Below are 15,732 nucleotides of genomic sequence, written 5' to 3' on the forward strand. Positions count from 1 at the left end.
GTCACCTCCGCGTATCGTCGCACGAAACGCCGCATTCGCGCTTTCGGGCGATCTTGTATTCGTACATCCGTTCGTCCGCCGTGTTGATGAGCGCCAGCAGCGATTCCCCGTCCTCCGGGCGGCACGCTGCGCCATAATCGGCGTATACCCTGAAGGAGTCGGCCCCCGGAATCTCGAATTCCGACACGGCCTTCGCGGCGCGCTCCAGTCCGACCTCGCACTGCTCCATGGTCGAATCGGGCATGTAGACGATGAACTCGTCCCCGCCGTAGCGACCGACGAAGTCGGTCTCCCGGAGCGCCCTCACGAGAATCCGGGCGACGGTGACGAGGACGTCGTCGCCGGTCGAATGTCCGAGGAGATCGTTCACGCGCTTGAAGTTTCCGAGATCGACGATCGCGACGCCCGAACGGCCTCCGTAGCGGTTCATGCGCCGGTCTTCCTCCTCGAGCTTTCGGATCATGAACCGCCGGTTCCAGACACCGGTCAGAGGATCCTCCCACGCCTCCTTCTGCCGGGCGAGGATGAACTCGTTGAGCGCCCAGAACCCCGATATGTGATCCGCGAGGATGAAGAGGAGCTTGAGATCCTCCTCGCTTATTCCGGTATCTCCGGCGACGCTCAGGATGCCGTAGAACCGATCGCCGAACGCGATGGGGAGAGAGACGGCTTGCGTCTCACCCTTCGGGCCCGACCGTGTCGCCACGCTCCTGGAATCGAGCGCCGTCCGCGCGAGCGCGAGGTCGTCCGGCGTCCCCGAACGCCCCGCCCCGACCGGCTCGTCGGCACGGTTCTCCGCGTCGGCAAGCATCGACGCGTACGAGAAGCCGAAGTCCGACACAAGGACGTCCGTCACGTCCCGCGCGACGGCGGCATTGTCGCGTTCGGTCATGACGAGCTGGACGAGTTCGTGGAGCGACTGGAGCTGGAGAGCCTTCCGGTCGAGCTGACCGTGGGCGTCGCGTTCCTCGAGGTGGAGCGCGACGTAGGACGCCACGATGGAAAGCAGTTCTTCGTCGCGTTCGCCGAATGCGTTCTCCTTCTCGCTGTCGAGCGCGATCACCCCCCATGCGACGTCGCGCGACGACACGGGGACAATGAGCATCGACCGGATCGCCGGATCATGCGGCACGTAATCCGGGTCGACCGTGACGTCTCCGACGCGTTCGACCCGTCCCGCGCGGAACGCCCGCCCCACGATGCCGAGCCCGTCGCGCAGAAGGGAAGCCTGCCCGTACACTTCGGGACGCTTTTTACTGTCGTGAACCGTAAAAGCGTCGGTCCGGCGCGATTCGCGGACCACGAGCAGGAGACTGAAGTACTCGAAGGCGTCGCGAAGCGATTCCTCAAGCGTCGCGTAGAGCTCCCCGGAACTCCTGCAGCGCGCGAAGCTCGTAAAGATGCGGAAGAGAACCCGCTGCCGCACGGCGTACGCTTCAACCGCTTCGTTTTTTTCCCGGAGCTCCGCCTCCATGTGTTTTCTCCGGTCGATGTCGGCATTCGTTCCGATCATGCGGACGGGAGATCCGTTCCGGTCGCGATCCACGACTTCGCCGCGCGTGAGAACCCACTGGTACCGTCCGTACGCGTTCCGGAAACGGTATTCGACGACATAGGGCGTCCCGCGGCGGAGATGACCGTCGAGAATTTCCTTCACCATCGCGGCGTCGTCGGGATGAATGCCGCTCCGCCACACATCCACCGAGGGTGCGATCTGTTCCGGAGAAAACCCGAACATCTTCCCCCAGTTGTCGCTGTAGACGACATTCCCCGACCGGAGGTTCCAGTCCCAGAAGCTGTCTCCCGCAGCCTCCATGCCGAGGCGCAGCCGGATCTCGTTTTCCCGGACCCTCTGATCGTCCGTGCGTCGAACGGCAAGAACCGTCATTGTGAGGAGAAGGAGCATGAAGAGTGCCCCCGTGAGCTGGAGACGGAACCGCAGATTCCGCGTCGGCGCCTCGACCTCTTCGACGAACGTCGACATCGTCACTGTGAGATTCACGTTCCCGAGCCGGATGGATTCCCACGCGGCGATTTTCGGAGAGAATGCTTCCCCGGGCTCTCCGGTGCGGAAGAGTGCGTTGTACCTCCCCGTCCCCCTCGCTTCCTCCATCTGCCACCGGTTGAACTCGACGAACGATTCGTCCGTGACGAACAACCCCTCGAAGACGTTTTTTCCGACAAGACTCGAATTCGGATGGTAGAGCAGCGTGCCGTAGCCGTCCGTCAGAAAGGCGGTCCCGTACAGCCCGAAGCGCAACGACGAGACGATCTGATCGACGATCTCCCGCAGGTCGAAGACCGCGGCGAGGGTGCCGCACAGGGTTTCGCCGGAGAAGACGGGGAAGAGCATCACGATGAGCTGGGTGTCCGAAGACGAGAATACGGGGGGAACGAACGGCGCGGAAATGTCGTGCAGAAGGTTCCTCCCTCCGTAGAGGGCGACCTGCGATTGCGCGATCGCGAATCCACGTTCGCCGCGTCGCGTCGGGGTGCTGGCATGGAAGATTCCCCCCGAAAGGTCGACGTAAGAGAGGCCCGCGAGGCCGGGGTACGTCCGGACCGCGATGTCGAGACGTTCGGTCATGTCCGTTGCGGGGCGCCTCCCGGCCAGAAAGTACGGAATCGAATAGGAGGAGAGCACCCGGCACTCGTACATGACCGCGTGAAGCCGGGCCTCGATGGCGTCGGCGGCGAACCTCGTCTGGAGCTGCTGTTTTTCGGAGAAGACGCGAAGATTTTCGTCCGACTCGTTGCGGTACAATGTCACCATGATGTACGCGTACGCGACGGACGCAACCGCGACGAGGAACACAAAGAGTGCGACGGGTCTCCATCGCGTGTCGGGCCGGAAGAATCGTCTCCCGCCTCTCTTATGGTTTTCCGACATGATCGCTTCTCCGACCCCCCGCCGCGCTTCGCCGGATCAGATGTGCCGTTTTCCTGTCATCCGCTCCGCTTCGAGAGCCAGGATGACGACCCTGTCGAGGCCGGAGGGGCCGAAATCGACGGGGGCGTCCTCCCCGGCGACCGTTCGCATGATGGCCTCCATGCCGCGCCTCTTTTCGTCCGGATCGGCGACTTCCCGGACGCGACCCGAGACCATCACGGAACGGTAGTTCATGCTGAACGAGCAGGCGTTCGTCCCGCGGACGAGCGAATGTTCCGGGACGACGACAGCCGACGCACGGTCGTTCGCCCGGAGGACGTCGAGCTTCCTCCCCTCCCGGGCACAGTGCATGTAGAATGTTCCACGGTCGTACCCGTAATTCAGGGGAACCACATAAGGCGATCCTTCGTCGCAAAGTCCGAGGTAGAGCACCGTTCCGCTCCGGACGATCCTCTCTATCTCCGCGATGTCCGTAACTTCGCGATCCTTGCGCCGCATCGGTCGATCCATGTCTGGTCCCTCCCCTGAAATTCTGAGAAACGAGGCGATGTCGTGAGAACGTTGAAACGAATTCTTGTCTGTATTCTACTGCTAACTGCGCCGGCATTCCATCCGAACCCCGCGGACAGCGACTCCCGGTGGGGAGAACGGATCCCCGGCGTCGTGATATCGTTCCGGCCGAAGGGAAACGAGGTCGCCCTGACGTTCGACGTCTGCGGCGGCCCCCGGGGAAGTCGTCTCGACAGAAAACTCGTCGACGCGCTCTCGCGCGACCGGATCGCGGCCACGTTTTTCGCAACCGGCCGGTGGATCCGGTCGAACCCGGACGATGCAGCGCTTCTCGCCTCCTGCCCGACGTTCGACATCCAGAACCATGGGATGAACCATCGTCCGGCCTCGCTGACCGGACGACGCGCATTCGGTATCGCGGGGACCCGGAACCGGACGGAACTTCTCGCCGAAGTCCGCGACGCGGCTCTCCTCATCCGGTCGCTTACGGGGAGGAATCCCCGGTTCTACCGGTCCGGGACGAACTTCTACGAAGCGGCCGCCGTGGCGCTTCTCCGTGAAAACGGCGTCCAGGCGGCCGGATACAGCGTTCTCGGCGACGCGGGAGCGACGTGGTCCGCAAGGCACGTGAAGGCGGCGCTCCTTTCGGCCCGCCCCGGGGACATCGTGATCCTTCACGCGAACCACCCGGAGAGCGGCACGGCGGAAGGCGTCATCGGAGCGCTGCCCGAAATGATCGCACGGGGAATCCGCTTCACGACTCTTTCGGACGCGATCCCTTCCGGTCGGGACGCATCGACGCGGTCAGTCCCCTGAAGCCGGTCTCACGCGGAAACCGTCGCCGGGTATTCCGGATCGCAGCGTACGGCCCGAAGCATCTGCAGGAGCGTCATCTCTCTCGAGACCCCCGATACACAGAACGAGACATCCGGGGCATCCGGCGACGACGGCAGGCAGGAAAGCAGTCTCTCCCGGAAGGCCGACATGACAGCCCGTCCTCCCCTTGGCCCACCGACTCCGAAGAGAAGCGTCACGAGCTCGCCGTCTTCGCCCCTGACGATCGGGTCGAGGCTTCTCAGTACCCCGCAGCTCACCCGCTCGACGCATCTGCGGAAAGCGGCGTCCTGCAGGGGGATGGGGGAGATTCGCAGCACGCAGAGCGTGCAGTCCGCATCCCCCCGAGACGGGAAATACTCTCCGTCGATCCACGCGCCGTCGAGATATCTGAGGTCGGGCAGCCCGGTTTTTTCATCGAACACATCCCCGCGCCCCACGCCGAAAACCCTCGGATCGGGAAAGACTCCCTCGTAGAAGATCGGGACACCGTCCGGCGCATTGAATCCGCGAACCGTCACCGGCAATCGCTTCGAGACCCCATCGCGTCCGGAGAATTCCGTCGTCCATCCGCGTACGACCGTCTCACGGCGGATCGCTTCCATGAGACGCCCCTTCTCCATCCGACCGATCGCGAACCCACCCGGAATCATGCTCTCCATCTCCATCAGGGCACCGGCAGACTGGTATCCGAGCGCCTGGGCGAGTCCGGCGCTGACCCGAAGGAGATCGCCGTTTTCCGAGAGGCGGAAGGCAAGAAACGAGGACCTGCGGGGTTCCCCGTCGACCCTCCCTCCGCCGAGCGGCCGGATATCGGTGATCGACCTGAGGAGATCCCACGTCCGCTCTCGGATCTCCGCCTCGAGTTGTTCATTCATCCGCTCGAGCGAGCGGCGCTGTTCGGCGAGCGCCTCCATCCTGCGGTCGCCTTCGAGCGACGCGGCGTGGAAGAGCAGCGCGAGGGCGCCGAGAACGACGAGAAAGAGCTGCGTGACCACGATCGACATTTCGAAGGAACGCGTCGCGAACGGACCGAGTTCCAAAAAGACCGCGGCGAGCGGAACGACCGACGCGACCGCAAGGACGCCGAGGAAGAAATTTGTTCCGAACCGCAGGGCGGCCCAGAGGAGAAACGGAACGAGAACGAACTGAAGGGGGTACGCCGCAAGTTCGGTCGGGATCGTCCGACCAAAGACGCCGAGACACGTCACGATGAAGACCGCGACGAAAAGGCTTTCCTCCGCCGATATTCTGTCCCGCCGCTTCCGTTCCGTTCCGAGGACCGCGATCATCACGGGCGCGATCACCACGACGCCGAACAGATCCGAGAAGACCCATCCGAGAAAGGTGTGGATCCGGCGGGCTTCCGGCGGCAGGCTCCACAGGCCGAACGAGGCTCCCAGAACGGCGGGAACGACCCCCGCCAGGAGCAGAAACCACGCCGTCGACGGGAGGGTCGGGAAAAGACCGTCGTCGTGCCTCTTCTGGAGCGCGGCAAAGACGCCGAGAGCGGAACTGCCGGTACCGACGGCGACGGAGAAGAGACCGGCGACATCCGGCGTGCCGGGAAGCATGAGGGTTCCGGCGAGATTTACGAGAAGGAGAACCGGCCAGTACCGAACCCCCAGAATGTACAGCATACCCACTCCGGCTCCCGTCGCGGGCCAGAGCGGAGAATACCCGCCTCCGCCGGCCGCGAGGTTGTAGGAAACAGCTGTGGATAGCACGAACACACCGACCGTGGTTGCGGTTTTGTACGTTCGCATCCGATCGTCCCCGATCCCGTGATGAGCCTTTGTTGCGGAAAATTCCCATTTAGGGAGGTCTCAGGCGTCTATAATAAATTAAAAGGCGTGAAAAGAAAACACTCGAAGCGTCATCCGGCAAATGGGAACGGCCTCTCTGGACAATTCAGGGATGACGGGCTATTGTTTTTAAGATCGGCGAAGAACTTCCGGAGGAGTGTGACATACCCGTGCGAACGACCCTCGATCATTGGAACAGCGACCCCGAAATGGCCGTCCATCTGCAGCGCGCGGGATCTTCCATAGAGACGATCGCGAAGCTCCGCGATTCAAGGGAATCGCAGGACCGGATCACCGTCAAGCACCTGCGCCAGGAACTGAGCGCGCTCTACTGGACGCTGGCGACTCGAATCCTCGAGGTCCGCTCGTCCGAAGAACCGGAGCAGCTCGTCTTCGACGAAAACGAACGTCTCTTCCTCGACACGGGTTTTTTCTGCGACGAGTTAGCGCCGATGCCCGAGGGAGCCTCCGGCTGGATCGGACAGGACTCCCCTCTCGGGCTCTTCCAGATCTATACGTTCAGCGACTATCTCGCGGAACTCTACTCCCTGATCAACGACCGGCCGGCCCCGAACGACCGGAGCGGATACACGGCCCTCACGCGGATAGATGCGTTCGAGCGCAGGCTCGACGCGCACCGGCAACGACTGCAGGTCTTTCTCAACGGCGCGCTCGCGAAGTGCAGCGGCATCAGGCCGGATGAGGTCCGGACCCTCGCGGAGCACCTTTCGTCGTCGATCGGTGGGTACATCGAAGTCGTTCTCCGGACCCGGAACTTCCGGGAAAGCGAAGGCGCCGAGCGACAGCGGATGTCCGTCGAACACAAGCAGTTCCACGACGCCGAGACGCAGCTGACCGTCATGCTGCGCACGGCCGTCGAAGGCGGGGCGCTCGACGAGACCGAGACGAAACGCGTCCTCTCGATGCTCGAGGCGACGAAGGAGTGCGCCCGCAATCTCGTCTTCATCCGGCGGGAACTCTCGCGCTGGGAGTTCCGGTCGCGAAAGTTCCGGGACACCTACTCGAAGGAGTCGCTGCCCGCGCGCCGGGTCGCGCTGCGGACGGCGCTCGAGACGAAAAAGGAGTATGCCGAGCTCACGGCGAAGATCGCGCGTCTCGAACCCTCGCCGCTCTGCGAGAAGGACATGACCCCGATGCCGCTCCGGACGGGCGGGGAAATCCTCGAACGACTTTCGAACCGCGACTTCGCGATGTTCTCCGTCGCGCGCGTCCGGATGTACGGTATCCCGCGGGTTATCATGGTCCCCGGACGCGGATACGGCACCTACGACTGGAGCGACAACACGCTGCTGATTCCCGTCTACCCGAACTACAGCGCGGACCGGGCCGTCTCCTACGCGCTCGGCACCTTCCGCTGGGACAGCGACGAAGACCGGGACATCAAGAACGGGTACGAACTCATCCCCGATAACAGAGGGAAATCCATCGTCGACCTCGCGCAGTCCTTCTACAAGGATTACTATCTCTGGCTCACCAAGGAACAGCAGGGGTACCGGATCCTTCCCCGCCACACGCACAAGGCCTTTCAGCAGATTTTCGCGCAGAAGATCGAGGAGTGATCCTCGCCGCGCCTACCCGTTCCGAAGACGCCGGAACGCCCCGATGATCGCCGAGGCGGAGCGACGGATATCGTCGTCGGTCGTCGGCCAGCCGGATACGGAGATCCGCATTCCGGCGGCGCCGCGCCAGTTTGTGCCGCCCGCCCAGCAGGTTCCCTCATCCTGGACGGCCGCGACGACCTTTCGCGTGAACGCGTCCGCGTCGCGATCCTGCGGAAGGAAGCGGACGACGACCTGGTTCAGGACGACACGATTCCGGATCTCGATGCCGTCTTCCGCAGCGAGCAGCTCCGCCATGAGGCGGGCCTGACGGCAGTTCCGCCCGACGAGTTCGGCGACGCCGCGTCGTCCGATCGACAAGAGCGCCGCATACAGCGGAAAGGCGCGCGCACGGCGCGAAGACTCCGGAACCCAGTGGTTCGGCTCGCGGACTTCGCCCGGAGTCCGGACGTAGTAGGGAGCTTCGATGGTCATACTCGCGCGATGCGCCGCCGCATTCGCGACGATCGCGATTCCCGAGTCGTACGGGACGTTGAGCCACTTGTGGGCGTCGGTCGCCCACGAGTCCGCGCCGTCGACGCCGCGCGTCAGAGCCCGCATCGATTCCGACGCTGCGGCCCAGAGGCCGAAGGCACCGTCGACGTGAACCCAGCAGCCGTGTTCCTTCGCCGCGGGGACGATTTCACAAAGCGGGTCGAAAGCCCCGGAGTTGACGTTTCCGGCCTGCGCGCACACGATCGACGGGCCGGATATTTCCGAAAGGAGTTCGCGGAGCGATCCGGGGAGCATCCGCCCCTGATCGTCGACATCCGCGAGACGTACGGTATCCTGTCCCAGACCGAGCATCCGGAGGGCGGCGAAGAGCGTCGCATGCGCCTCCCGCCCCGCGATTACGGTCACGACCGGAGCGCCGCAGAGCCCCTTGCGCTCGACGTCCCACCCGACATCGCGAAGCACCTGATGGCGTGCCGCGGCGAGACAGGTGAAATTCGCCATCTGGCACCCCGTCACGAAGCCGACCCCCGCCCCGCGGGGCAACCCCAGAAGCGACAGGATCCAGCCCGCCGCGACCTCTTCGGCGGCCGCGGCGGCCGGAGACGATACCGCAAGCACGGCGTTCTGGTCCCACGCGGAGGTCATGATGTCGGCGCACAGCGCCGCAGGAAGGCTTCCCCCCGTCACGAAACCGAAATATCGCGGTCCCGCGGACGCGACGAGCCCCGGTTCGGCCCCCCGAACAAGGACGTCGAGCGCGACTCTCGCTCCGACTCCTTCCTCGGGAAGATCCCGCGACAGGCGATCCAGACATTCCCCGAACGACGCCGTCGCCCCCGCGTGTCGCGTGCCGACGCCGTCGAGATAGTCACCCGCGAGGGTTGCCGCATACTCCAGAAGATCCTTCACATACGTCCGCTCCCTTCGTTCCGTCACCCGAGGGCGACGTCGAGAATCATCATCGTCGTGAATCCGAGCATGACGCCCATCGTGGCGAGGTCGCCGTTTCCTCCCTGCTGCGATTCCGGGATGACCTCCTCGACGACGACGAAGATCATCGCTCCGGCCGCGAATGCCAGTGCGAACGGAAGCAGCGGACGGGAATACGACACGAGGACGGCGCCGAGAACTGCGAAAATCGGTTCGACCACTCCCGACAGCTGTCCGTAGAAGAAACTCTTCCACTGCGACAGTCCCTCGCGCCGAAGCGGCATCGCGACCGCGATCCCTTCGGGGAAATTCTGGATCCCGATACCAAGGGCGAGTGCGGCCGCGCCGGCCAGCGATGCGGACGGGATGCCGTACGCCACTGCCCCGAACGCGACGCCGACGGCCATCCCTTCCGGGATGTTATGCAGCGTAATCGCGAGAACCAGCAGCGTGGTGCGCTTCCATCGCGTCGGGAGTCCTTCGGCGTCGGCCATCGGCAACCCGAGATGCAGGTGCGGCATCAGCCGGTCGATAAGCCGCAGCACGACGCCTCCGAGCAGGAACCCTGCGGCTGGCGGCAGCCACGAAGGGTACCCGAGCTCCGCGGACATCTCGATCGCGGGGGACAAAAGCGACCAGTAGCTCGCGGCGATCATCACGCCGGCAGCGAAGCCGAGCATGACGTCGAGCGTCCTTTGCCCCGGGTCGCGCCGGAGAAAGACGACCGCGGCGCCGAGGGCGGTCATTCCCCACGTGAAGAACGTCCCGAGAAGCGTCTGGGCAATCGGTGACAACGATGAGAACCCGAAATCCATCGCGATATTCCTCCCGTCGCTTTTTTTCTACTTTAGCAGAAGCCTTTCCGTCAGGAAAGGTCGTCCCTCAGCAAGGGCATCGTGGAACACCGTGGTCCGCCACCCCCCTTGGTCAATTCGTCCGCCTCGACCGCGACGACCCGGATGCCACCCCGCTCGAGGGCACGGATCGTCGCGACGTTCCGGTCCCAGATGCAGACCTTTCCCGGTTCGAGATTCACGGTATTGCCTCCCGACCCCGCGCGCTGTTCCGCGAACGCGACGGCCTCGCTCTCGTCGCCCCCGACCTTGATGATTCGGATCGCGTCGAGCTTCAGAACGCGCTTCAGCGTCTCGAAAAGCGAGTCCTCGCGAGTGATCCGGATCCGTCCTCCCCGGCCGGGAGTGAGATGGAGCACCGTGAGCTTCCGTTCCATGTAGGGGAAGAAGAGAAACGCGTCGCGGTCGATCATGTTGAGGAACATGTCCATGTGAACGGAGAGCCCGATATTGTCCCTCTCGCTCAGGCGCGGATTCTCGAACATCAGCGCGATGACGTCCGTGACTTCGCCCCTCGCCATCGTCCGCTCAGCGAGCTTCTCGATCGCCTCGGGGCGCGTCCGCTCGTTGATGCCGATCACGACGCAGTTCGGGCTGTAGCAATGGACGTTGCCTCCTTCGATCGGATCGTCGTCATCGGGATCCTCACCGTACCAGACGGGCGCGGAAGCGTCCGCAAAGAGCGGATGGCGCCGGAATATGGCGCTGTAGCACAACGGCTCCTTTTCGCGGTCGCGGTTGTGCATCCTGCAAAAGACGATTCCATCGCCGACGACGGCCGCGGGATCCCTCGTGTAAAGAACGTTGGACATCGGGAAGAGCACCCACGGCGACATCGGGTTGGCGAGATCCGAGAGCGAGACGGAGCCCGTGCGTCCGTTCAGCTCGTCGGCCGTCATTCCGAAGAAGAGCGTTTCGACGAGAGGTGCCGGAGCGAGCTCCGAAAGATACTCCCCAAGCGCTTCGAGCGTCCGGGGAGCCACGAAACGCCGCTCCGTCTCGACGATCGACGCGACGAGCTCCGTTCGCGCGACCGGATCGCCGAGGATATCGCGCAGAAGATCCTCGAAGAGAAATACGTCCGCCCCGGACGAACGAACGGCCCGGACCCACGCCTGGTGTTCCTCGAGCGCCTTGTGCGGGCTCGGGATCGCGTCCCACGCCAGCGACTGCACGTTCAGGGGGGTGCACCGTTCGATGCCTTTCCCGGGAGGTTGCATGATGACCGCCCGCAGTTTGCCGATCTCGGATCGAACCCGAATCCGCATATCCTCAGCCTCCTTTGTGGTCTGTGGTCCGCGCGGGAAAAGCTATCACGCAGAACGAAGAAACGCAAGTTCATTTTCACCGGATACTGAGAGTTCCCGCGGAATTGCGCTAGAATGACAGTGCCGATACTCCGGGCCATTCCGGAAGACTCGCTGGAGGTGCGCCACATGAGACTCAACCTGACCTACGGGCCGTCACAGCTTCCGATTACCGTCGAGGACTCCAGGATCGCGCAGGTCTTGAATCCGTCGCACGTTTCACTCTCGTCAGACCTTGACGGAGATATCCGCCGCAGCCTCGAGACACCGACGGGCACTCCGCCGCTCCGCGACATGGTTTCCGCGGCGGCTCCGCAGAAAGTCGCCGTTCTCGTCGGCGGACTCGCCGACGGTCCCGTTCCCGCGCACGCCGTCGCCCCCGTCCTCGACGCACTCGCCGAAGGAGGCGTCCCCGGCGCCCGCGTTACGGTCCTGATCGCGAACGGACTGCGCAAGCCGCATCCCGACGATCCGGGACGGACGTTCCTCGCGACGGCGTTGCAGAGCCGCTGCAGGATGATCGTTCACTCGCCGGAGGGACGGGAAATGGCGACGATCGGCAAGATAACGGGAGGCCTGCAGCTCCGCGTCAACAGGATCGTGGCCGAGGCCGATTTCATCGTCACGATCGGAACCGTCATTCCGCATCCGTTCTCGGGCTACACGGGCTGGCGGGACGTGATCCTGCCCGGCGTGGCGGAGAAACGCTGCATCGAGGCCGCGCTCAGCCGTTTCGCCGACCTCCCGCAGAATCTGCCCGCGATCGACCGGAACCCCGTTCACCTCGAGATGGTCCACGCGGCGAGGCGCGCGGATGTCGACTTCGCCGTGAACATTTGCCTCGCCGGATCCGGCGACGTCGCGTCCGTCGTCTCCGGTGCGCCTCAGGAATCGTGGAATCTCGCCATCCGGAAGTCAGGGGAATACCGCGACACTCCGTTCGGACAACAGACCGACGTCGTGATCGTGGCTGCGGGGGGAAGTTCCGTCGACCGTACGGCCGCTCTCGCGCTCCGCGTCATCCACCGGACGCTCGACGTCCTGCGTCCGGGAGGAACGCTCGTAATCGTCGCGGAATGCGCCGAAGGCCTCGGCGACAGGAGTTTCGAGCGGTGGCTCAAGGAGGCCGAGAATCCGGAGACCATCGTCGAGCGTTTCCGGAAACGCTACGCGCCCGGCGGCGTCGCCGCGTTGATCGCCGCTCGACTCGCGCTCGACAGGAAGCTCCTCCTCGTCTCGTCCCTCGATGTCGTCCCGTCGGCGCTCGCGTTCGCGGAAAAGGCTCCGTCGGTCGAGGCCGCGCTCGATATCGCCAGGAAGCTCCACGGGCCCGATTTCACGTGTACGGTCATTCCGGACGCGAAGTCGTGCCTTCCGGTTCCGGCGGGCGCCTGACGCCCGCTGCCGCAGGCCGGCATACAAGGAGGCTGAACGACGACGTTCGCTCGATTTCCGGCGTTCGCGCTGCTGAAGGGGATGCTTCTGGGGTTCTGCATCGCCGCACCAGTCGGTCCGGTGGGGCTCCTGTGCATCCGCCGGACGCTCGTTTCGGGAACGAAAGCGGGCATTCTTTCGGGAATCGGAGCGGCCTGCGCCGATTCCCTGTATGGATTCGTCGCGGCATTCGGCCTTTCCGCCGTTTCGGGATTCCTGATCCGCTACAGGAGCGTATTCCGATTCGCAGGAGGCATTTTCCTGTGCTGCTTCGGGATCACAATGGCCTACCGACGGCACGACGGGAAGGAAACGGACGATCGCCCCTCCTCGGAACGGCTGGTGCTCTCGACGTTCGCCCTGACGGCATCCAATCCGCTGACCGTCGTTTCGTTCATGGCGGTCTTTTCGGGGCTCGGCATTCACCCGGCTTGTCCCTTCGTTCTGGTCGCCGGGATCTTTCTCGGATCCGTCCTCTGGTGGTGTCTCCTGGCGAAGGCGACGTCGCTCTTCCGGACGCGGATGTCGCCGGAAGTCTTCAGATGGGTCGACGGCGTATCGGGCGGCCTCATCGCGGGTGCGGGAATCGCCTTTATCGTTGCATCCCTGCGCGCCATGCTGTAATATGGCAACAAAATCCTGTAAGGAGGTACGAGTTGTGAACATACGACACGGGTTCTGCGGTCTTGGGTGCGAGGAATGCCCCGCTTCCGTCGCGATGCGGACGAACGACAACGAACTCCGCGCGAGGACGGCGGCCGAATGGAACGCGCTGCACGGTTCGGACATGAAGCCGGAGGACATCAATTGCGCCGGCTGCCGGGAAGATGGGACGCATATCGGCTTCTGCGCCGTGTGCCCCGTGAGGGAGTGCGCACCGAAGCGCGGCGTCGCGGGGTGCCCCGAGTGTGCCGACTTCGACGCGTGCCGGATCAGGGCCGGATTCGAGAAGGAGACGGGGATCGACATGCGCGCCATGTTCGGGAAGACGGGCGGATGACGGACGAAGCGCGGGCGCCCCGGCGCCCCGATCCGCGGCGGCTCGAGCGGATCCTCGACTTTCTCTTTCTCGCCGACCGGATGAAGACGACCTACCGGGCGGGGTATCTCGCCGACGGCAGCCGCCGCGAGAGCGACGCAGAGCACATGTGGCACCTCGGACTCCACGCGATCCTGCTGCGGGGGGAAATCGGCTTCGATACGGACATGAGCCGTGTGCTCTGCCTCGTGCTCACGCACGACCTCGTCGAACTCTACGCCGGAGACACGTACGCCTACGACGCGAAGGCCGTCGAGGGCCAGGACGAGCGGGAAATGGAGGCGGCGAAACGCCTCTTCGCGACGCTCCCGGACGACCTCGGGAAACGCCTCTTCGACTACTGGCGGGAGTTCGAGGAGGGCGCCACCCCGGACGCGAGGTTCGCGAAAGCGCTCGACCGGCTGCAGGGCTTCTCGCAGAACGTGAACTCCGGAGGCCGGGCCTGGAGGGAAAACCGCGTCACGAAGGAACGTACGTCGCTCAGGACGACGCTCCCGTCGCAGACGGATCCGGCGCTCGCGGAACTCGTCAGGATCCTGTACGGGCGGACCGACATCCCCGGATTCTGGCCGGACGCCTGATCAGGGATATCGGGGACGTTCTCTGAGTTCCCGGTAGTATTCCGACACGTCTTCCCGCGACATCGCCTCGTTGTTCGCGCGCCAGCGCGCTTCGAGGGCAGGCGGAAGCCCCGTGTGACCGCACGGAAACTCGTCGCACTGGAAGCAGAAATCGATACCCTTTTCGCGGACGCACCGCGGCACGTCGCACGAGGAGAACAGGCAGCTTCCGTGACGACACCCTTTGCAGGGCGCGTCCGCGAGATGGTCGAGAAACCTCCGGAAGGCCGGATAGTCCTCATATGCCGGATCCGTCGCGGCGAAGCGCGCGGCGTAGGCTCCGAAATTCGGTCCGAGTACGGAGCCGATCCGCACGCACGCTTCCCTGAGGGGACCGTCGCGAAACGCGACACATGCGCCGCAGTCGAGTCCGCACGGCGCGACGACACGCAGGATTTTGTCATACTCCACGAACTTTCATCCCTTTCGTTCCGAAGATCGTTCCTCCTGAATCCATCCGACGATGCCGCGAAGACTGTTCGCGATGAAGAAGTCCTCGCGATCGCGGATGTCAGGTTCGAGAAGGCGATACGCCCCCAGATTTGGATCGGCATCCAGCAGGGAGGGCAAAAGTCTCCCGATCGGATCGTCCGCCGCGGTCGGGTCATCCGAAAGCAGTTCCGCGCATACGTCCCGCCAGAGGAGCATCTGATCGCGGGCTCCGTCGAGAAGCGAAGCGTCGTCCGATGCCCCGAAATGCGCGTAGCAGACGATCGTCGGCCGGGTCTCGCGGACGCGGTCAAGCGAGGCGAGGGCGACCGGAAACACGAAACGGGGCGGCGTCGCGGGGCGAATGTAGGGCATGACGGACATCCGGCAGGACGTGCCGAAATTTCCGCCGGCCCGCGGATCCAGATGCACCCCGGCCGCCTCTCCGGGGAAAAGTATCGTCTCGTCCCCCGCCCGATAGACGTACGCGTTGTGGTACGGCGCGTGTCCGGGCGCATCGATCGCCCGGAGTCCGCCCAGCGCGTCGGGAGAAGAGAGCGCCGTCTCCGGCACGGAGGTTATCTCCCCGTACGCGTCGACGATGTCTCCGAGGACCGCGCGACTCGACGTCACGAGGCGCGTGGGATCGACGAGGTGTCGCGTCCCCTTCGCAGGAGCGATGACGCGGAGGTCCGGAAACTCGCGCGCGAGCGCTCCCGCGCTTCCGCAGTGATCCATGTGGACGTGGGTCAGCAGGAGTGCGTCGAGGCGTCCGCCAGCATGCCGCCACACCGCTTCCGCGATTCTCTCCGCCGCAGCGGCGGGACCGCAATCCACGAGGAACGTCGTACCGCGCGTCGCGTCGCGGACGAGCCAGACGCCGAAGAACGAGCGGAATCCCCTGCGCGCGACGGGACAGTCAATCAGGCGGACTTCGATCCCTCCGCGGGAATGGAGGAGAATTCCATCGTCCGAACGATGATACGCGACGGACATCCGCCTTCC

14 protein-coding genes are annotated in these 15,732 nt (G+C 64.4%); 6 read left to right on the top strand and 8 right to left on the bottom strand.

The features are described from left to right. Position 1: 1 nt before the first annotated feature. Both ACZ5IU_RS04440 and ACZ5IU_RS04445 read right to left on the bottom strand, forming a co-directional pair. The gene (locus ACZ5IU_RS04440) at positions 2-2,890 is read right to left on the bottom strand and encodes a diguanylate cyclase (RefSeq protein WP_464420923.1); all 2,889 of its coding nucleotides are present in this window, start codon (positions 2,888-2,890) and stop codon (positions 2-4) included. Positions 2,891-2,926: 36 nt separating this feature from the next. Then, entirely contained in the window at positions 2,927-3,400 is a 474-nt protein-coding gene (locus ACZ5IU_RS04445; RefSeq protein ID WP_464420925.1) for a pyridoxamine 5'-phosphate oxidase family protein, read from the bottom strand. A 42-nt stretch (positions 3,401-3,442) separates the two neighbouring features. On the opposite strand from ACZ5IU_RS04445, the gene ACZ5IU_RS04450 reads away from it, so the two are divergent. Then, complete coding sequence (locus tag ACZ5IU_RS04450) at positions 3,443-4,216, top strand: polysaccharide deacetylase family protein (RefSeq protein ID WP_464420927.1); 774 nt, start codon at positions 3,443-3,445, stop codon at positions 4,214-4,216. Positions 4,217-4,224: 8 nt separating this feature from the next. Here ACZ5IU_RS04450 and ACZ5IU_RS04455 read toward each other — a convergent pair whose 3' ends face one another. Further along, positions 4,225-6,000 (bottom strand): MASE1 domain-containing protein, encoded by a 1,776-nt coding sequence (locus ACZ5IU_RS04455; RefSeq protein WP_464420929.1) that lies wholly within the window; start codon positions 5,998-6,000, stop codon positions 4,225-4,227. A 209-nt stretch (positions 6,001-6,209) separates the two neighbouring features. Between ACZ5IU_RS04455 and ACZ5IU_RS04460 the strand changes: the two genes are divergently transcribed. Then, the gene (locus ACZ5IU_RS04460; RefSeq protein WP_464420931.1) at positions 6,210-7,619 is read left to right on the top strand and encodes a hypothetical protein; all 1,410 of its coding nucleotides are present in this window, start codon (positions 6,210-6,212) and stop codon (positions 7,617-7,619) included. Positions 7,620-7,631: 12 nt separating this feature from the next. Here the strand turns inward: ACZ5IU_RS04460 and ACZ5IU_RS04465 are convergent, their stop codons facing one another. From ACZ5IU_RS04465 to ACZ5IU_RS04475, 3 genes are read right to left on the bottom strand one after another with little or no spacing between them, the layout of a single operon-like run. Next, positions 7,632-9,023 carry a pyridoxal phosphate-dependent decarboxylase family protein gene (locus ACZ5IU_RS04465; protein WP_464420933.1) on the bottom strand — a complete coding sequence of 464 codons (1,392 nt, stop codon included), beginning with the start codon at positions 9,021-9,023 and terminating at the stop codon, positions 7,632-7,634. Positions 9,024-9,046: 23 nt separating this feature from the next. Further along, positions 9,047-9,859, bottom strand: a complete 813-nt coding sequence (locus ACZ5IU_RS04470; RefSeq protein ID WP_464420935.1) for a ZIP family metal transporter — start codon at positions 9,857-9,859, stop codon at positions 9,047-9,049. Between the two features lie 50 nt (positions 9,860-9,909). Further along, positions 9,910-11,166 carry an arginine deiminase gene (locus ACZ5IU_RS04475; protein WP_464420937.1) on the bottom strand — a complete coding sequence of 419 codons (1,257 nt, stop codon included), beginning with the start codon at positions 11,164-11,166 and terminating at the stop codon, positions 9,910-9,912. A 168-nt stretch (positions 11,167-11,334) separates the two neighbouring features. Here ACZ5IU_RS04475 and ACZ5IU_RS04480 point away from each other — a divergent pair, with 168 nt between their 5' ends. The 4 genes from ACZ5IU_RS04480 to ACZ5IU_RS04495 all read left to right on the top strand — a co-directional run bounded on the left by ACZ5IU_RS04480 (position 11,335) and on the right by ACZ5IU_RS04495 (position 14,259). Next, positions 11,335-12,600, top strand: a complete 1,266-nt coding sequence (locus tag ACZ5IU_RS04480; protein WP_464420939.1) for a lactate racemase domain-containing protein — start codon at positions 11,335-11,337, stop codon at positions 12,598-12,600. 81 nt (positions 12,601-12,681) lie between these two features. Then, positions 12,682-13,263: a LysE family translocator gene (locus ACZ5IU_RS04485; RefSeq protein WP_464420941.1), complete on the top strand. Its 582-nt coding sequence runs from the start codon at positions 12,682-12,684 to the stop codon at positions 13,261-13,263. A 34-nt stretch (positions 13,264-13,297) separates the two neighbouring features. Next, positions 13,298-13,639 carry a DUF3795 domain-containing protein gene (locus ACZ5IU_RS04490; RefSeq protein WP_464420943.1) on the top strand — a complete coding sequence of 114 codons (342 nt, stop codon included), beginning with the start codon at positions 13,298-13,300 and terminating at the stop codon, positions 13,637-13,639. After that, positions 13,636-14,259 (top strand): HD domain-containing protein, encoded by a 624-nt coding sequence (locus ACZ5IU_RS04495; protein WP_464420945.1) that lies wholly within the window; start codon positions 13,636-13,638, stop codon positions 14,257-14,259. The genes ACZ5IU_RS04490 and ACZ5IU_RS04495 overlap by 4 nt, the downstream gene beginning before the upstream one ends. Here ACZ5IU_RS04495 and ACZ5IU_RS04500 read toward each other — a convergent pair whose 3' ends face one another. Together ACZ5IU_RS04500 and ACZ5IU_RS04505 are read right to left on the bottom strand one after the other, a co-directional pair. Then, entirely contained in the window at positions 14,260-14,709 is a 450-nt protein-coding gene (locus tag ACZ5IU_RS04500; RefSeq protein WP_464420947.1) for a DUF3795 domain-containing protein, read from the bottom strand. It abuts the gene before it with no gap. Between the two features lie 6 nt (positions 14,710-14,715). Beyond that, positions 14,716-15,723: an MBL fold metallo-hydrolase gene (locus ACZ5IU_RS04505; RefSeq protein WP_464420949.1), complete on the bottom strand. Its 1,008-nt coding sequence runs from the start codon at positions 15,721-15,723 to the stop codon at positions 14,716-14,718. Positions 15,724-15,732 lie beyond the last annotated feature (9 nt).

This window comes from Lactivibrio alcoholicus, from assembly GCF_055390895.1.